11 protein-coding genes are annotated in these 18,418 nt (G+C 63.3%); 9 read left to right on the top strand and 2 right to left on the bottom strand.

Annotated features, from left to right (window positions below; translation table 11 throughout):
• The first annotated feature begins 2 nt into the window (after positions 1-2).
• The 5 genes from EKO19_RS20485 to EKO19_RS20465 all read left to right on the top strand — a co-directional run bounded on the left by EKO19_RS20485 (position 3) and on the right by EKO19_RS20465 (position 10,334).
• Entirely contained in the window at positions 3-2,099 is a 2,097-nt protein-coding gene (locus EKO19_RS20485; protein ID WP_129778296.1) for an Atxe2 family lasso peptide isopeptidase, read from the top strand.
• 85 nt (positions 2,100-2,184) lie between these two features.
• Entirely contained in the window at positions 2,185-2,796 is a 612-nt protein-coding gene (locus EKO19_RS20480) for an RNA polymerase sigma factor (protein WP_129778295.1), read from the top strand.
• Positions 2,774-3,808 (top strand): FecR family protein, encoded by a 1,035-nt coding sequence (locus tag EKO19_RS20475; RefSeq protein ID WP_217705481.1) that lies wholly within the window; start codon positions 2,774-2,776, stop codon positions 3,806-3,808. Before EKO19_RS20480 ends, EKO19_RS20475 begins: the two co-directional genes overlap by 23 nt.
• Before the next feature lie 97 nt (positions 3,809-3,905).
• On the top strand, positions 3,906-7,028 hold the full coding sequence (locus tag EKO19_RS20470; protein ID WP_129778293.1) for a TonB-dependent receptor: 3,123 nt from the start codon (positions 3,906-3,908) through the stop codon (positions 7,026-7,028).
• Positions 7,029-7,124: 96 nt separating this feature from the next.
• Positions 7,125-10,334 carry a S8 family serine peptidase gene (locus EKO19_RS20465; protein WP_157995359.1) on the top strand — a complete coding sequence of 1,070 codons (3,210 nt, stop codon included), beginning with the start codon at positions 7,125-7,127 and terminating at the stop codon, positions 10,332-10,334.
• Here EKO19_RS20465 and EKO19_RS20460 read toward each other — a convergent pair.
• Complete coding sequence (locus EKO19_RS20460) at positions 10,327-11,523, bottom strand: CaiB/BaiF CoA transferase family protein (RefSeq protein WP_129778291.1); 1,197 nt, start codon at positions 11,521-11,523, stop codon at positions 10,327-10,329. The two genes, EKO19_RS20465 and EKO19_RS20460, sit on opposite strands and share 8 nt — an antisense overlap.
• A gap of 9 nt (positions 11,524-11,532) precedes the next feature.
• Positions 11,533-12,729 (bottom strand): acyl-CoA dehydrogenase, encoded by a 1,197-nt coding sequence (locus EKO19_RS20455; protein ID WP_129778290.1) that lies wholly within the window; start codon positions 12,727-12,729, stop codon positions 11,533-11,535.
• Positions 12,730-12,852: 123 nt separating this feature from the next.
• Here EKO19_RS20455 and EKO19_RS20450 point away from each other — a divergent pair, with 123 nt between their 5' ends.
• The 4 genes from EKO19_RS20450 to EKO19_RS20435 all read left to right on the top strand — a co-directional run bounded on the left by EKO19_RS20450 (position 12,853) and on the right by EKO19_RS20435 (position 18,401).
• Positions 12,853-13,797: a LysR substrate-binding domain-containing protein gene (locus EKO19_RS20450; protein ID WP_129778289.1), complete on the top strand. Its 945-nt coding sequence runs from the start codon at positions 12,853-12,855 to the stop codon at positions 13,795-13,797.
• 106 nt (positions 13,798-13,903) lie between these two features.
• Positions 13,904-14,449 (top strand): sigma-70 family RNA polymerase sigma factor, encoded by a 546-nt coding sequence (locus EKO19_RS20445; protein ID WP_217705480.1) that lies wholly within the window; start codon positions 13,904-13,906, stop codon positions 14,447-14,449.
• Positions 14,424-15,386: a FecR family protein gene (locus EKO19_RS20440; protein WP_129778287.1), complete on the top strand. Its 963-nt coding sequence runs from the start codon at positions 14,424-14,426 to the stop codon at positions 15,384-15,386. The genes EKO19_RS20445 and EKO19_RS20440 overlap by 26 nt, the downstream gene beginning before the upstream one ends.
• Before the next feature lie 93 nt (positions 15,387-15,479).
• Complete coding sequence (locus tag EKO19_RS20435; protein ID WP_129778286.1) at positions 15,480-18,401, top strand: TonB-dependent receptor; 2,922 nt, start codon at positions 15,480-15,482, stop codon at positions 18,399-18,401.
• Positions 18,402-18,418 lie beyond the last annotated feature (17 nt).

Genomic DNA, 18,418 nt, shown 5'->3' with positions numbered 1-18,418 from the left:
TCATGCGTACGTACTTTGGAAAGCAGCGCTCGCTGAGCGCTGCGATGCTCGCGAGCGCGTTGTTGGCCGCGGCGCCTGCGATGGCACGGTCGCTCAACGTGGAGGACCTCAGCGGCCTGCGTGATATCGGTGGCCTCGCCGTCAGTGCGAGTAATAGCGCGCTCAGCGTGTCGCCGGACGGCTCGATGGTGGCGTTCCAATTGCAAGTGCCGGACGTGGAGCGCAACACCTATCAGCTGACGTGGCTGGTGTCGTCAACTGGCGCGAAGGCGCAGACGCGCGCCGTGGCCGACGGCGGCGAGCTGATGAGGAATCGCGCCAAGTTCTACCTGGCGGCGGGGTATCGGCCGCCGGAGCGCGCACGGTGGTCGACGGACGCGAAGTCCATCTTCTATCTCAAGCTCGTGGCGGGGACGGTGAACGTCTGGCGCAGCGCTGTCGATGGCGGTGTGACTGAGCAGGTCACGCGCGACGACGCCGATGTGATCGACTTCAATTTGAGCGAAGACGGCAAGCGCGTGCTTTATACGGTCGCGCTTCCTCGCGGGCAAAGTGAGGGCGAGCTGGCGCAGGAGGCGCAGCGCGGTTATCTGTTCGACGACCGTTTCATTCCCTATTCGGGCCGGGTTCCCGCGCGACGTTGGTGCGGCGAAGGACGAATGAATGCGGTGCTGCTGGAGCGGAAGTGCGATCCTGAGGTGCGCGTGCTGGAGCTGGACACCGGGCGTGCTCGTGCGGCGTCGGATGAGGAGCGGCAGGCAATGTCAGGCGACTCATCGTCCGGCGAGCCCGCGGATCCTCTCGAACGCATGAAGACGTCCGCCGGCAACGGCGACACAGCCTGGCTTCAGGTGATGGACCCCGCGACCGCTACGGCGGCGCGACCTGTCGTTCGGCTGCATGCGAAGACAGGCGACAAGGTCACGGCCTGCGCTGCCGAGCAGTGTTCCGGATATTCATCGTTTGATATCGTGCGCTGGCGCGCCGACGGCAAGCAGCTCTATTTCTCTCGCCTCGATTTCGTCGGCGGCAATGTCTATGGGCTTTACGCATGGGCGCCACGGACCGGCACCGTGCGCACGATCTACGAGACCGACGACAAGATCATGGACTGTCAGCCGCAGGAGCGGCAGGTCATTTGTCTGCACGAAGGTCCGGCCACGCCGCGTCAGCTCGTCGCCATCGATCTGCAGTCCGGACGTATGCGCGTGCTTTACGATCCGAATCCGGAGTTTCGCAGTCTGCGGCTCACCCGCATCGAGACGCTGCATTGGCAGGACGGTTTTGGTAACCCTGCTTTCGGGCGGCTGATCTATCCCAATGACTACGTCGCAGGCCGACGTTACCCGCTGGTGGTGCTGCCGTACGACGCAACGGGTTTTTTACGTGGAGATACTGGAGACGAATATCCGGCTCATGCGTTCGCGGCGGCGGGCTTGATGGTCCTGTGCGCTTCGCAGCCGTTCGAGATCGAAAACCGTTCGCGCGTGCCGCTGGCGAAGCTCGCCGAGGCGAGCGAACGCAATCTGGCTCACCGTCGCTCGACCTGGACGTCGATCGAACGAATGCTCGATATGCTGGATCGCCGGGGATTGATCGACCCGAGCCGGGTCGGCATGACCGGCCTGAGCGACGGCGCTCAGCAGGTGCACTTCGCGCTGGTCAATTCGGATCGGATCGCGGCTGCGGCGGTCAGCAGCGTGGCAACGCCGGCGTGGTGGTACTACACCGATACTTTGCGGGTCCGCAAGGAATTGCGCCAGTACTGGGGCGGCATCCCGTCGCCACAGCTGGAGAGCTATAGAGCGTTGTCCTACGCCTGGAACGTGCAGCGCATTCGTGCGCCGCTGCTGGTGAACGTCAGCGACGAGGAACTGGACATCTCCATTCAAGAGGTCGCGGCCCTGCAGGATGCTGGCAAGCCCGTGGAGATGCACGTGTTCCCCGACGAGCACCATGTCAAATGGCAGCCGCGGCACCGGATCAATATCTATCGCCGCAACTTGCAGTGGTTCGAGTTCTGGCTGGAGGGCCGCAAAGCCTCGGATCCGGTGGATCCTGAGCAGTACGCACGCTGGGAGAAGATGAGGGGGCCCTGAAAACACTTAGACGAACCAGCCCGGCCGATCCCTATGAATATTTTCACGCCAGCGATTGCCACTGAAAACAAGGTAGGCTGCGCGCATGACAGAGTCGTTGGACGCCTGGTTCAAGCGCGAGATCCTCAGCCACGAGCAGATGCTCATGCGCTTTCTGTTGCGCGTCTGGCCCCGCCGGCAGGAAGTCGCGGACATTCGCCAGGAAACCTACGCACGAGTGTATGAAGCCGCGCAGCGCGTACGGCCACAGACGCCCAAGGCTTTTTTGTTCGCCACCGCTCGTCATTTGATGACCGATCGGATCCGCCGCGAGCGCATCGTGTCGATCCACGCCGGCAGCGACGGCGATTTTCTGAACGTGCTGGTGGATGAAGTCTCTCCGGAGCAGCACGCCGTGGCTCAGCAGGAACTGGTGCGGCTGGCGCAGGCATTCGACCGCCTGTCGCAACGGTGTCGCGAAGTGCTGTGGATGCGCCGGGTGCGGGACTTGCCGCAGAAGGAAGTCGCCCGCCGGCTGGGGCTGGCGGAGAAAACAGTGGAAAAACATACGAGGGATGGCGCGCGACTGCTGGCGCACTACTTGAGATCGACGGTGCGAATGCCGTCGTCGCAACGGCAGGACGCGTCGCGCGCGGGACAGGAACAGGGGATCGAGGATGAGCACGAGGCTGCCCGTGAGCACGGCATCGGAGATTGAAGCAATCGCCAGCGACTGGCTGGTGCGGCGGGAGTCGGGCGACTGGTCCGAAGCGCAGCAGGCGCGCCTGGATCAGTGGTTGAACGAATCGACCCTGCATCGGGTCGCGTTTCTGCGTCTGGAGCTGGCGTGGGAAGACGCGGCGCGGCTCAAAGCGCTTGGGGCAGGCGTGCGTAGCGATGGTCCGCCACCGCCTGGACACTGGAACCTGTCGCCGTTCTTCAGCGCGCCGCCGTCGGTATCGGGCGCGTCGCGTCCCAGGTTGCGCGTCGGTCGTATTGCCTTCGCGGCGTCGCTGGTGATCGCTCTGGTGGCCGCGGGCTACTGGCGATTCGTCATCGATGCGGGTCGCTACAGCACCGCGGTGGGCATGATCGCGTCGGTGGCGATCGCGGACGGCTCCAAGGTCACGCTCAATACCGACAGTCGCATTCAGGTGGCGTTGTCCGATGCCGAGCGTCGTATCGAGCTGCAACGGGGCGAGGCGTTCTTCGATGTGTCGAAGGACCCGCGCCGGCCGTTCGTGGTCCGAGTCGGCAACAAGCGGGTGGTCGCCGTCGGCACACGATTCTCGGTGCGTCGCTTCGGCGATGAGATCGAAGTGGTGGTGACGGAAGGCAAAGTCAAAGTCGAGAATTCGTCGACCCAAGTGCGAGGTGACGTCCCATCCCCGTCTGACCCGGCCGATGTCTTGCTCGTTGCAGGCAGCGTTGCGCGAGCGGGCGAGGCGGGGGTGCTGATGCAACGGAAGAGTGTGCCCGAGGCGGAGGTGCAGTTGAGCTGGCGCGCGGGTGTGCTCGTGTTCCGCGACCGCAACCTCGGCGAGGCGATTGCCGAGTTCAATCGCTACAACGAGCGCCGCATCGTGATCGATGATCCCGAGCTTGCGAAACTCAAGATCGAAGGCAACTTCCGCGCGACCAACGTCGATGCGTTCGTCAGGTTGATCGAGAGCGGCTTTCCGGTGCGCGCTCACGAATACGCGGATCGAATCGTGCTGACTGCGCGCTGAGCCGAGGGAAGGCGATGGAACGCGTGGGAGGGATTTGCCGAAGTTGATCGTCACCTAGTGAGTCTCGAACAACAACGAACTCACCAGGGAGTCATCGATGCCGAGTATCAAGAAGGTTCGTGCCACGCTGCTGGCCGTTGCCTGTGCAATGGCGCTGCCCGCAGTGGCGGATTCGACCAAAGCGGTCGACATCCCCGCCGGCGATTTGCGGCAGGCACTGCTGAAGCTTTCGGAGGTGTACGGCGCGGAGCTGGTGTATCGCCCGGAGCAGGTGCAGGGAATCGCCACCAGCGGTGCGCGTGGCGAGTTGACGACACAGCAGGCAATCAAGCTGCTGTTGCAAGGGACGCCTCTGGAACTGCACACCGACAAGAGCGGCGCGATGCTCATTGCTCCGGCCGTGTCCGAGGCTCGCCCGGAAGCCATTTCGCTCGATACCTCCAACGACCGCCAGCGCTCGAATCGCGTACGACTGGCGCGTGCGGACGCTCAAGAGCCTGCCGGCGATGCGTCCGCGACGGAGCTCAAAGAGATCGATCTGCACATCCCCGAGGTGATGGTCACCGGCTCGCGGCTGTTGAATGCGGACATCCGCCGCTCGGCCGACGATCCTCAGCCCTATGTGGTATTCGACCGCGAAGCCATCGAGCGTTCCGGCGCCAAGGACCTCACGGACTTCCTCAAGCAACGTCTGCCCCAGAACACTCAGGCCCACACGCAGGGATTGGGGGTGACCGGCAATGCATCGGAGGTCAACCTGCGCGGGCTCGGCAACGGCCAGACGCTGATCCTGATCGACGGCCGTCGGATGGCCTCGACCGCCACCAGCTACGTCGGCCTGCCGCCGAATCAACCGGATCTGAATGGAATTCCGTTGTCGTCCATCGAGCGCATCGAAGTGTTGCCGACCACCGCATCGGGCATCTACGGCGGCAGCGCGACGGGCGGTGTGATCAACATCATCACGCGTCGTGACTACGAGGGTCTGGAAACGACCATCGCCTATGGCGATGCCTTCGATGGCGATGCGTCGACCCGACGTATCGACATGACCGGCGGCTTTTCGCTCGAGGACGGGCGTACCAGCGTGGTGCTGACGGGCAGCTACTCCGAGGTGAATGGCTTGGAAGTTCGCGATCGGCAGCATCTGCGGGAGCGCGGCGTGCGTGAGATCCTGGCGAACAATCCCGCGCATTACTACGCCGACTATCGTCCACCGCTGGGTGCGACACCAAACATTCGCAGCGTCGACGGCTCCGTTCTCACGTTGCGCAACGGCACGTCGCTCGGCTCTTCTTTCACCAACGTTCCGGCGAACTACGCGGGCGTGGCGTCCGACGGCGGTGCCGGACTGGTGGCGAACGCCGGCACCTATAACCTTGCGATGGGCAACTTCGCCGGCAGCGGCAATGCCCGGGAGTCGATCTCCTCCAGTCCCACCGTCAAGTCGCTTCGCGCCACGGTCCGGCGCTCGTTTACCGACAGCATCGAAGCGTTCGTCGAGGCCAACGTCGCCGAGAACCGCGGCGTGACGAACTCCAATCAGTCGACGACGACGTACGTCGTGCCCGCGTCCTCATCCATCAATCCCTTCAACCAGGACGTGCAGGTGCGCTTCAACAATGGGGCGGCCGATGGTGAGATGCATACGCAGCTGGACACGCAACGCATGGCGGGCGGTCTCATCGTCCGGCTGCCGCATCGGTGGATGGCGAATGCCGACTATGCCTGGAGCAGTTCGAAGCTGCAGTTCGCGCGCCCGGCGGGCTTTGGTCCGGCGCTGGCCACTGCGCTCACCAATGGCACGTTCGATATCTTCCGCGACAACCTCACCTCGGCGGACTTTGCGTCGGTCCTTCCCGGCGCCAGCCTCGTTACATCCACGATAAAGCCGTTCGAGACGACCCAGAACTCGCTGTCGCTGCGTGTCGGCGGTCCGGTGCTCGAGCTGCCCGCGGGCAGCGTGACGATCACCGGGCTCATCGAACGTCGCGACGAGGATTTCGCCACCGCAAGTTTTTCCGAGAACGGGCTGCGGTACATCTACCCGAGCCGATCGCAGACCATCGACAGCGCGTATCTCGAAGCGTGGGTGCCGGTGATCTCGGCGAAGAATGCGCTTCCGGGCATCGAGTCGCTGGACCTGCAACTGTCCGGTCGCTGGGATCGATATGAGCTGAACGGTTCCACCAATACGGTATCGAGCCCGGATGCGCCGGTATCGCGCGTGAGCTCCGCGGTCGAGTCGACCAATCCGACGCTGGGATTGCGTTACTCGCCGATCCAGGACATCACCTTGCGCGCGAGTTTCGGGACTGGTTTCATGCCGCCCGCGGTGACGCAACTCACGCCCGGAGCGCCGTTCTCATACAGTGGTTACATCGACCCGAGGCGCGCCAATGAGCATACCGCCGAAGTTTCCACCATCGCTGGCGGCAGCCCGACGCTGCAGCCCGAAGACTCCAGGAGCTGGTCGGCGGGCTTGATCCTGAAGCCGCGCTTCATCGACAACCTGCGTCTCTCGGTGGACTACACGCGCATCACCAAGACCGACGGCATCGTCACGTTGACCACTCAGCAAGTCATCGACAACGAGGCTTACTTGCCGGGGCGGGTGACACGCGCGACGCCGGTACCGGGCGATCCGTTTGGTGTCGGCCAGATCGCGCAGGTGGATGCGACTTCCGTCAATCTCGCGACCGCGAAGATCGAGGCGTATGACGTCGCGCTCAACTATCAGTGGAACACCGGCAGTTTCGGCAGCTTTGAATTCTTCACGCAGGCTACCTGGCAGACGCACTATCAGACGCGCGTTACCCCGACAGCGCCGCTGGTGGAGAACGTCGGCGTGGCCTACATCAACCCGCTGAAATTGAAAGCCAATGCCGGGCTTACGTGGACGCGCGACGCCTGGACCGTCGGCTGGGTGGCGCGCTATTTCGATTCGTACTTTGTTTACAACTATCCGTTGTACATCCTCGACCAGGGCGGGGACGCGATGGTCGAGGACCAGATCTACAACGACCTGTACGGCACGTATCGGGTGCCCGCCAATGGCGATGGCTGGGTGTCGCGCGCGCTCGCGGGTGCCGAGATCAACCTCGGCCTCACCAACATCTTCAATGAAAATCCGTCGTTCGACGCCGTGAACACCTGGGGCAGTCTCTTTGGCGACGCCCGCGGCCGCTGCTTCCAGCTGTCGCTGAGGATGTCGTTCTAAAAAGTGTCTTACTCGGTGGCCCGTGAGCGTGTTGCTCCCGGGCCGGTAAGACACCGGGTTCTATGGCCCCCAACAACTATGAGCGTGACTATTCCGATGACATCGAAAAGCCCCTGGCTCCTGGCCATTGTCTGGCTCATCTGTTCGACGGCCTGCGCACAGGCCGCCGCGCCGATGTCCTATTCCAATCGCCAGCTGTTGAACCGCGCGGTCGTGACCGGCCAGCAACGCATCGAGGTGATGTTGCTGGTTCGCGATGGCAGTATCGAGACCGTCAGGCGCGCAGTGAGCGAGGCGGGAGGTTTGCTACGCAAGGAGATCCCGGCGATCGGATATCTGCGCGTCGAGCTCGAGATAGCGAAGCTGCTCGATATCGCCGCGCGTGCCGATGTCGAGCGCTACCAGATCGCGACCGGCGCCAACATGCTCTGGGAGCAGGAGGGTCGCAACGAAGCCACGGCCGCGATGTATCGCGGCTATGAACCCAACCCGCCACGAAACGAATCGAATGTTTCCAAAGCAGCGAAGCAGCAATGGCAGGCGCTGGCTGGACTGCCAACGCTTACGCCCGCGCAATCGCGTGCCGCTGGTTTCACCGCCGAGGATGATACGGGTGTCACGGCCTGGCGCGCCAAACATCCGAAGTGGGATGGACGCGGTGTGACGGTGGCGGTGCTCGAAAGCGCACAGCCCGAGTTCCAGCACCCGACGTTGCGGTCAGCGCTCGACCTCCAAGGTCGGCCGGTGCCGAAAATCGCGGGCATTCTGAACACCAACGATCCACGCTCCGGTGACAACACGCGCGTGGCAATGACCACGAAACTCGAAGCCGCGGGCACCTGGCAGCGTATCGAGGGTCGTACCTATATTCTTCCCGCGCCGGGCAGCTATCGCTTCGGCATCTTCTCCGTGCCGGTGGGCGGCAATCTGGTGCAGCGATTCGGCGTGCTCTGGAACACCGGGAGTGGCGAGATCTGGGTGGACGGCGATGGCGATGCCAGCTTTGCGAATCAACCGCCGATGCGCCAGGTCGACGAGCGATTCGACGTTCGTCAGCTGACGTTCACTCAGCCCATGAGCTATACGATGGACTTCATCGTCGGCGCCGCCGAGCAGCCCGACGCGCTGCATATCTACATGTCGCGCGGCGGACACCAGGCGATGACTGCGAGTGTGGCAGTGGGTTCGCTGACCGCCGATGGACTTGCGTCGGGAGTTGCGCCCAATGCGCGCGTGCTGTTCGTGCGCAATCAAGAGTTCGGGGTACAGGCCTACGATTTCATCGAAGGCTATGCGCAAATCGCCGCGCGACCTGACGTGGATATTCTTTCGGACTCGCGGGGCGTCGAGCCGATGCCGAACATGACCCAGGAGTTCTACGGCATGGCGTTCCAGCGCATCGCCAAGGCGTGGGGCAAACCGGTGTTTCATAGCGGGGGCAACAATCTTCCGGGCATGGGCCTGGTGTCGGCGATGGACGGCATGTTTGCCGTGGGCGGCTCGATCAGTCCGCAGACTTATGCCGCGCTGTACGGTGGTGCCGAGCTGCCGCGTGAATTGAAACATCCGCTGATGTCGGAAGGCCCGGGCGGCGACGGTGCGTTGAAGCCCGATTTCATCGCGCCGATGCATCGGATCTCCGCCGACAAGTGCGCGAGCGACGAGAAAATCTTCCTGCCCAAGAACAAGCCGACCACTCAGTTGCCGCCGTGTTACTCCATCAGCTGCTGCACCTCGGCGAGCGGTCCTTACGCGACAGGCATGGCCGCGCTGCTGATCAGCGCAGCCCGGCAAAACAATCTGAAAGTGTCGCGTGAATCGTTGGGGCGTGCGATGAGCGCAGGGGCAAAGTACCTCGCCGGCGCGCCCGCTTATACGCAGGGCGCGGGCTTGTTGGACATCAACGCCGCGTGGACAGAGTTACAGCGGGACGTCGATGTTCCCAACATTCGCGTGAGCGCACCGGTCGCGCAGCCGCTGACTCGCTACGCCCAGGGCGGCGCGCAGGGGCCCGGGCTCTTCGAGTTCGGCGGCTGGGTGCCGGGGCAATCCGGAGATCGAGTGATGCAGTTCACTCGTGCCACCGGAGCGAAGGGCGCACGCACCTACCGGTTGAGCTGGACTGGTAACGACGGCACGTTCACCGCCGCCCAGTCGCTGAGCCTGCCGTTGAACGAAACGAAGTCGTTGCCCGTCGGCATCAAGGTGAGTTCCTTCGGTCCACACAGCGCCATTCTGAACCTGCATGACTCGCGCGACGATGTGATCGTTCATCGAGTGATGCTGACAGTGGTCGCGCCGCGTCCGGTCACACCGGGTTTGCAGCTCCAGCTCGACGGGCGGGTGCCGTTGATGCAATCGGACGATCATTACATTTCGGTGCCTGCCGGCGTGGCGGCATTGAAAGTCCAGATCGAGGTTCGCAAGGGCGTGCTGAGCGCGCGCATTCGCTCGATGGATCCGTCCTCCAACACCGAGGACCTCCGGCCTCTGCAGTATGTCCAGCTGCAGCCTGGCAAGTACACCTGGGTGGTGCCGGCTCCGGTCGCGGGCACTTGGGATCTCGGTCTCACCAACGATTCGGGTTGGCGTGAAAAGGACTCGACGCGGGTCTCAACCGACGAGGCGCAATATTCGCTGGCGTTCACCGCGCTGACGAGCAGCATCGAAGGTGTCCTCAGCGGTGAGGATGTGTCGATTCGAGCGCCACGCGACGCGAGCGGCATGGAATCTCCTGCAGTCGATGTTTATGCGGCTACCCGCGATCGACGCACCGAGAGCCTGCGATCGAATGGCGAGCCGAGCATTCTCACCGTGGATGTGCCGGACGACGCCGGCGTATTGAAGCTTCGCGCCACGGCAGCGCCGGGCGGCAGCGAGATCGAGATGTTCCTTTACGATTGCATTACGGGCCAGTGCTTCTGGCACTCATACGCGGGCCTTGCAGCCGCCGAGCAAATCATCACTGTGCGCATGCCCAAGGCGGGACGGTGGAAGGTAGCGGTGAATGCAGCACCGGCCGCTAACGGCAGCGGCGGATTCACGCTGGAGCAGATCGTCGGCGGCAAAGCCGCCCGTAGTCAGCTGCAGGGGGATGGGGCGACGTGGCGCGCGAGCATTGCGCGTCCTGAGCCGGCAGCGAAGGGCGGAAGCGAACGCGTGCTCTATCTGGAGCTGGTCGATGAGGCGCTGGAGAATGCGGAAACTCAGCGAATTCTCGCGCTCGCGCCCGCCGATGCGCCTGAGGACAAGAAACGTCCGGCGAAACCGGTCGCGCTCGCCAGTGCCGTCATTCCGGTCAGCTGAGTTTCGGCGACACTCCGACGTTCGCCGGCAGCCCGAGCTCGCGACGCATCTCTTCGGTGTGTTCGCCGAGGCGCGGCGGCGGCCGGTGCAAGGACAGCTGCGCATCTGAGAACTTGATGGGTGAGGGCACGGATGGAACCGTGCCTCCGGTAACGCCCGGCGCGGGAATCCGAACTGACATCTGACGATGCAGCACCTGCGGATCGGCAAACACATCGCGCAGCGTGTTGACCGGGCCTGCCGGTACGCCGGTTTGCTCCAGACGTGACAGCAACGCTGCGCTTTGCCATTTCGATAGCAGCTCGCTGAGTGTTGTCACGAGCAGCGCGCGCTCGCGGACACGGTCCTCGTTGGTGGCGAAGCGAGCATCGGTGCCGAGCTCCGGATGTTCGAGCACTTCGCACAGCTTGCGGTACTGCGAGTTGTTTCCTACGGCGATCATCACGTAGCCGTCGGCAACCGCGAACGTTTGATAAGGGACGATGTTGGGATGTGCGTTGCCCATGCGCCGGGGCGCGTTACCCGAAACGAGATAGTTGAGCGCTTGATTGGCGAGCACGCTCACGCCCACGTCGAGCAGCGCCATGTCGACGTGCTGACCGCGCCCGGTACGTTCGCGTTGAGCGAGCGCGGCCTGGATTCCAATCACGCCATAGAGTCCGGTCATGATGTCCATGAAGGCGACGCCGATCTTCTGGGGCTCGCCCTGCGGATCGCCGGTGAGATCCATGATGCCGCTCAATCCCTGAATCATCGCGTCGTAGCCGGCGCGCTGCGAGTAGGGGCCGCTCTGGCCGAAGCCGGTGACCGAGCAATAGATCAGCCCGGGACGCCGCCGCGCCAGCGTGGCGTAGTCGAGACCGAATTTCTCCAGCCCCCCGGTCTTGAAGTTCTCGATGACGACGTCGGCCTGATCGATCAGCCGCAGCACCAGCTCACGATCCGCCGCGCTGCTGAAATCCGCGACCACGGATTTCTTCCCTCGGTTACAGGAAAGGAAATAGGCGGCGTCGCGCGTGCCATCGTCCCGATGCACGAACGGCGGTCCCCAGGTCCGGGTGTCATCGCCCTCGGGAGATTCCACCTTGACGACTTCGGCGCCCAGGTCGGCGAGCGTCTGACCGATCCACGGACCGGCCAGGATGCGCGCCAGTTCGACGACTTTCAGTCCGGCGAGGGGAGCGGTCACGCGCGGGTCTCAGTAGAACGCCTGCAAGCCCGTTTGCGCACGACCGAGAATCAGTGCGTGGACGTCGTGCGTGCCTTCGTAAGTGTTGACCGTTTCCAGGTTCTGCGCATGGCGAATCACGTGATATTCGCTGCTGATACCGTTGCCGCCGTGCATGTCGCGCGCCGCGCGGGCGATCTCCAGAGCCTTGCCGCAATTGTTTCGTTTCATGATGGAGATCATCTCCGGCGCCATCTTCCCGGCATCGAACAACTGGCCGACGCGCAGCGCGCCCTGCAGGCCCAGCGCGATTTCAGTCTGCATATCGGCGAGCTTCTTCTGGAACAGCTGTGTCTGGGCCAACGGACGGTTGAACTGGATGCGTTCCATGCCGTAGTTGCGGGCCCGGTGCCAGCAATCCTCGGCGGCACCCATTGCACCCCAGGCGATGCCATAACGGGCGCGGTTCAGGCATTCGAACGGGCCGCGCAGTCCGGACACGCCGGGCAGCAGATGTTCCTCGCCGACCTCGACGCCGTCCATCACGATCTCGCCGGTGACGGACGCCCGCAGCGACAGCTTGCCTTCGATCTTCGGGGCGCTGAGGCCCTTCATGCCTTTTTCCAGTACGAAGCCTCGAATGGCATTGTTGTGGGCGGCGGACTTCGCCCACACCACGAACACGTCGGCGATCGGGCTGTTGGTGATCCACATTTTCGAGCCCGTCAGGCGATAGCCGGTCGCGGTTTTGTCCGCTCGGGTTCGCATGCTGCCGGGGTCGGAACCGGCGCCGGGTTCGGTCAGGCCGAAGCAGCCGATGAATTCGCCGGTCGCGAGGCGGGGCAGGTATTTCATGCGCTGCTGTTCGCTGCCGAACGCATAGATGGGATGCATCACCAGCGAGGACTGGACGCTCATCATGGAGCGATAGCCGGAGTCGACGCGCTCGATCTCGCGCGCGACCAGGCCATAAGCCACGTAGGACGCGCCGGCGCCGCCGTACTGTGTCGGCAGCGTGACGCCGAGCAGGCCCATCTCGCCGTACTGCCGGAAGATGCCGGGATCGGTGACTTCCTCGAGGTAGTCCCGGGTCACCCGCGTCTGCAGCGTTTCCTGGGCAAAGGTCCGTGCCGAGTCGCGAATCAGCCGTTCTTCTTCGCTCAGCTGGCCATCGAGCAGGAACGGGTCTTGCCAGTCGAATGCTGCCGGGGGGTGGCTCGCGGACATAGTGCCTCGGGGCTGGAATGACGGCCGGCTGGCCGCGGACGCCGATTACGCCGGAATGCTTTGATCTGTTCAATAATTTAATATGGGGTTATGAACACATTATTCGATCATAGGTAAAGGCTCATGCTCGACAGCCGTGCGCTTCGATGCTTCGTCGCCGTGGCCCGCGAGCTGCACTTTGGCCGTGCGGCCGACCGGTTGCAGATCGCGCAGTCGGCGCTCAGCCGGCAATTGCTGGAGCTGGAGCGCAAGCTGGGGGTCCGGCTGCTCAATCGCGGCCGACGCAGCTCGATTTCGCTCACTCATGCGGGCGCCGCGCTCCTGATCGAGGCGGAGGTCGCGATGAAGCAGCTCGATCGCGCGGAGGTCGTCGCCAAGCGAACCGCGCGCGGCGAGATCGGCCGCATCGAAGTCGGTTATGTGCTGTCGGCGGCGCTGAGCGGCCTGTTGCCTGAAATGCTTCGTAACTTCCGGTCGGCGCACCCGGCCGTCGATGTGCACCTGGTGTCGATGGAGACGCCACGCCAGATCGAGGGAGTGCGCACCGGTTTGCTCGATGTGGGCATCATCAGACCGCGCGCGAACTATCCGGAGGGCGTGACGGCATTCGCCGTGCATCGTGAGCCACTGGTACTTGCGGTAGGACGGGAACATCCCTTGGCGACTCGCGAGGTCAGCATACGTGCGCTGGCCAAGGAAGATTTCATCGCGCCTCAGTTCGACGAGGCTTCGGGATTCGTCGAGCACCTGGCGGCGCTTGGCGCGAGAGGCGAGTTCGAGCCCCGTCTGGCCTACCGGGTCCGAGATTTCATCACCGCTGCAACGATGGCTTCCGCCGGATATGGTGTCGTGCTCGCGCCCCAATCGATCGCTTCCATCCAGTCGAGCAACATCGTGTGCCGACCGATTCGCGGCTACGAGGTGATGGCCGAGCTGTCGATTGCTTATCGCGCGGCCTCGCTATCTCCCGCGGCCCAGCTGTTCGTGGCTCTGGCGCAAGCACGAGCCGCCGAGCTCGAGACAACCCCGCGAGGAGCACGCCGGCAATCGAGAAGCACGCGGCGTTGATTCCACATCTCACAAAGGGCTTGCAGCCGACCGGCGTTGCGCTCATATACTCGCGCGCATGGCGGGTATTTCCAACGACCGGGCGACATGGCTGGCAAGGGAGGTCTTGCCGCACGAGCCGGCGCTGCGTGCGTGGTTGTCGCGCCGGCGGGTCATCAATCTGGAAATAGATGACATCGTCCAGGAGACCTACGCAGTCCTGGCGAGCCTGCCCTCGGTCGAACATATCCACAACCCGCGCACCTATGCCTTTTCAGTGGCGCAGTCGCTGATTCTTCGCCACGTACGCCGGGCCCGAATCGTTTCCATCGACTCGATGGCGGAAATCGACCGCTTGAGTATCTTAGGGGAGAGTGCGTCCGCCGAGCGGCAGGTGGCCGATCGCGAAGAGCTCGGCCGCATCACGCAGGCGATTGCCGGTCTTCCGCAGAAATGCCGGGAGGCCTTTCTGTTGCGCAAGCTGGACGGGCTGTCGCAGCGACAAGTGGCTGAGCAGATGGGAGTGTCGGAAAACACCATCGAGAAACACATCGGCAAGGCATTACGAATATTGATGAGTGCGTTCGCGGGTGGGGCGCCCGCCGCGCGACCCGAGGCGGCTGTCGAAGAAAAGGAAGGACCAGCACATGGCAAAGTGCGAGACAGCCGCTGAGATCGACGCGGTCGCCGCCGGCTGGACGGCGCGCATGGATCGCGGCCCGTTGCAGCCGGACGAAGAGCGGGATCTGCAGGCGTGGCTTGCGGGAGATCAGCGCAGATTGGGTGCGCTCGCGCGCGCTCAAGCGGTGCTGGTGCGCGCCGGGCAAATGCCATTGCGCGAAGTTTCTTTGCCGATGGAGTCCGCGCCGGCACCGTCGGGCACGAGAAGCCGTGTGCAACGATGGAGTGCGATGGCGGCGATGTTCGTCGCCGTCGCGATCGGCACGATGCTGGTGTGGCAAGCCGATCAAACGTCCACGAGCCGGGGCGAAGTGCGGCTGGTGCCCATGCCCGACGGCTCGGCGGTCGTGTTGAACACCGCGACCAGAATATCCACGTCATTCACCGACGCTCACCGTCGCATCGAGTTGCTGGAGGGCGAGGCGCTGTTCAACGTCGCCAAAGATGCGACCCGGCCCTTCATCGTTACGGCGGCGGACACTCAAGTGCGTGCCCTGGGGACCAGCTTCTCGGTGCGACGAATGCCGGGTGGCACAGTGAAAGTGCTGGTGAGGGAAGGGGTCGTCGAGATCACCCGCGATCAGGCATCGTCATCGCAAGCCCCCGTGCGCGCGGTGGCCAACGTCAAAGTGATCGTTCCTCCCCAAGCGCCTCAACAAGTCACCGAGCTGCCCAGCGCCGAAGTCGCTCGCGATCTGGTCTGGCGCGAGGGTGTCATCTCGTTGGATGGAGTGAGTCTGCAGCAGGCGGCGGATGAATTCGCGCGCTATAGCGATCTGCACATCACGTTTGCCAGCCCCGCGATCGCCAATCGCAAAGTGACCGGATTGTTCGCCGCCAACGATCCTGCTGGTTTCGCGCGCGCGGTAGCGTTGAGCATGAATCTGTCCGCCGACGTGCAAGCCGATCGAGTCGTCCTGCGAGATTGATTGGTGGCATGGCGGAAGATCGCGGTTCAGTGATCTATCCCTCGAACAACGCCGGAGCGGCGCTGCTCACGGCAACAAAAAAGCGAGGGAGAAATGAAACATCAGGTTCGTCGTCGAGCGGCGGGCGGTACCGTCGCGGCGCTGTGGGTGCTGTGCTCGGCATCGGCAGCATGGGCTCAGCAAAAAGCGTTCGATATTCCCGCCAGCGAGGCGGTTAAATCCATTCCCGAGTTCGCGCGGCAGGCGGGCGTGCAGATCGTTGCGCCCGCGGATGATCTCGATGGGATCAAGACGCGTCCGGTGCAGGGTCAGATCGATGCCCGCGAAGCATTGCGACGTTTATTGATCGGTACCGGTCTCGAGATCGCCGCGGACGACGGCTCGATCATCACACTGCGAAAGAAGCCGTCCGATGCGGATGCCGCGCGCACCGCCGAGGTCAGCGAAGTCATCGTGACCGGCTCTCGATTGAAGCGAGCGGAAGTGGAGGGCGCCAGCCCGGTCGTCGTGATCACGCGTGAAAAGATCGAACGCACCGGCGCCGCCACGTTGACCGATGCGCTTCGTAACGCGCTGCCGATACAATCGAATTCGATCAGCGATCATTCCAACTCCGGCAACGTCGGCACCGGGCAGAGCAACGTCAACCTGCGCGGCCTGGGCAACGGTGCGACGCTGACGCTGGTCAACGGCCGGCGTTTCGCGCTGTCGGGCAATTCGCGTATCAATGGCGGCAACGTTTACAACATCAACGCCATTCCCATGGGGGCGATCGAGCGCATCGAAGTGCTGAAGGACGGCGCGTCGGCGATCTACGGCTCCGATGCCATCGCCGGCGTCGTGAACATCATCCTGCGCAAGGACTACGACGGCACGGAAATCAATCTTTCGTACAACAACACGTTCGATACCGACAGCGGCATCGTCAACGGCTCCGTGACCAGCGGCGTTTCCGGAGAGCGTGGCTCCGGACTGCTGACGGTCGAAATGTATCGTCAGAATTCCATGATGGGCAGCGATCGCGATTTCTCCGCCAGCGCGGATCAGCGTTCGCGCGGTGGCCTGGACATGCGGGTGTTTCCGGGAACGCGAGGCACGGTGTACGCCATGCCGAATCAAACCTTGCCCGGCGTGTTTCTTGCGAACGGTCAGCCCGCGACGTTCGCAGCGATTCCTGCAGGGCAGGACGGCACGGCGTTGACCGCGGCGGATTTCAACGCAACCGCGGGAGTTCGCGATCTGCTGAATCAGAACGCATATATGACGACCGTTCCGGAGCGAAACACGATCAACGTGATCGGCTCGTTCGACTACCGCATCACCGACGAGGTGACCCTGTTCGGTCAGACCGCGTACTCACACACCAACAGCTACGCGCTGATTCCAAATGCCGGGCAGGTGAGTCTGGGTCAACTGGTGATTCCAGCGAGCAATCCCTACAACCCGTTCGGCGTGGATGTTCGTGTCGAGAAAAACATCGTCACGGAGTATGGCGACGGCAAACGAAGCAACGACTACGATGACTACGGCGTCATCGGCGGATTGCGTGGCCGCTGGTTCGGCGGCTGGGAATGGGAGACGGCGTTCAACTATGGTGAGTCGAACACCCAGAATGGATTCAATCCCTATCACCCCAGCCGGGGCACGACGAATGCGGCGTCGACCGATCCCGCAGTGGCTTTCAATTGGTTTGGCGACGCAGCGGTCGGCGCGGTGAACGATGCGACGAAGATTGCGGTCCTGCAGGGCTACGAGCTGGGCCGTGGGCTGGGCAAGCTGAGCATGGTCGACGCCACGTTGCGTGGCGAGCTCTTCAGTCTGTTCGGCAATCCGGTGCAAGCGGCGATCGGCAGCGAGTATCGGCGCGACGAGTACGAGCAGGCCTATGTGAGCAACGCGTCGGACGCGTTCAGGGGCGTGCTTCAGGCGCAGACTCGAACGACCAAATCGCTGTTCGCCGAAGTCGATGTGCCGCTCATCACGCCGCGTCAGGATGTGCCACTGGTCTCGAGCCTCGAGCTGTCGCTGGCGGCTCGTTACGAAGATCTCGGGCGTTACGGCGAAACCACCGATCCGCGTGTGGGGCTGCGTTGGCAGATCGTGCCGTCGTTCATGGTGCGAGCATCGATCGGTACGTCGTTCCGGGCGCCGACCGCGAATGAAGCCGGCAGTGCACCTCTGACATTCGTCCGTTCCGCGATCGATCCTTTGCGCGGCAATCAGATGTCGAGCTTCACGACCTATGAGTACGCCGCATTGGAGTTGCGTCCGGAAACATCGGAGAACTTCAGCGCCGGCCTGCTGTTCGAGCCTGCTGGCATGCTGCACGGCCTGTCCGCCTCGGTCGACTACTATCGCATCGACTACCAGGACAAGTTTGCTTATCTGTTTCCTGAGCAGGCGTTGCAGTATGGCGATGCCTTCGGTCGATACGTGACGCGCGCAGCGCCCAGTGCGCAGGATATCGCCCAAGGCTGGGCGGGACCGATCTCCGCGATCAGCCTGGGCTATGTGAACCTCGCCGGGGCCAAGGTGTCGGGCCTGGACTTCGATGTGAACTATGGCTGGGACACCTGGCTGGGCAAGTTCAACTTCTCGGTGCTGGGCACTCATACGCTGAAGTTCGATGAAACATTCGCGCCCGGCCAGGGTGTCGTGCACCGCCTCGGTGAGTACACGTATCCCAAGAAGTGGCAGGGACTGTCTTCCTTGTTCCTGACGCGCGGCGCTCTGGATGCCGGGGTGACATTCCGTTACGTGCACTCGTATTCGATCACGGGCTATGGCGTGTTCAATCCGGCACGCAAGATCGATGCGATCAAGGAGTTCGACGTGCACCTGTCGTATCGATTGCCGGAGCAGGTGCGCATCTCGGCCGGCGTGATCAACGTGTTCGATCGCGAACCGCCGTACTTCTACGCCCCGGTCACCTATTCGGGCAACTTCGGCTTCGACGCCACGCTGAGCTCGCCACGCCAGGCCACCTATCACCTGAGCGTCCGCAAGTCGTTCTGATTCAACCGCTGGAGAGA

It is taken from the genome of Peristeroidobacter soli, from assembly GCF_004138485.1.
GTDB classification, from domain to species: domain Bacteria; phylum Pseudomonadota; class Gammaproteobacteria; order Steroidobacterales; family Steroidobacteraceae; genus Steroidobacter; species Steroidobacter soli.
The sequence above is the reverse complement of the archived record's forward strand: the minus strand, read 5'-3'. Positions and strand labels throughout refer to the sequence as shown.

Bases quoted from the DNA above. Each gene is read 5' to 3' on its own strand.
- EKO19_RS20435 (WP_129778286.1), top strand. From the start codon at position 15,480: ATGAAACATCAGGTTCGTCGTCGAGCGGCGGGCGGTACCGTCGCGGCG.
- EKO19_RS20440 (WP_129778287.1), top strand. From the start codon at position 14,424: ATGGCAAAGTGCGAGACAGCCGCTGAGATCGACGCGGTCGCCGCCGGC.
- EKO19_RS20480 (WP_129778295.1), top strand. From the start codon at position 2,185: ATGACAGAGTCGTTGGACGCCTGGTTCAAGCGCGAGATCCTCAGCCAC.
- EKO19_RS20465 (WP_157995359.1), top strand. From the start codon at position 7,125: ATGACATCGAAAAGCCCCTGGCTCCTGGCCATTGTCTGGCTCATCTGT.
- EKO19_RS20485 (WP_129778296.1), top strand. From the start codon at position 3: ATGCGTACGTACTTTGGAAAGCAGCGCTCGCTGAGCGCTGCGATGCTC.
- EKO19_RS20470 (WP_129778293.1), top strand. From the start codon at position 3,906: ATGCCGAGTATCAAGAAGGTTCGTGCCACGCTGCTGGCCGTTGCCTGT.
- EKO19_RS20455 (WP_129778290.1), bottom strand. From the start codon at position 12,729: ATGTCCGCGAGCCACCCCCCGGCAGCATTCGACTGGCAAGACCCGTTC.
- EKO19_RS20450 (WP_129778289.1), top strand. From the start codon at position 12,853: ATGCTCGACAGCCGTGCGCTTCGATGCTTCGTCGCCGTGGCCCGCGAG.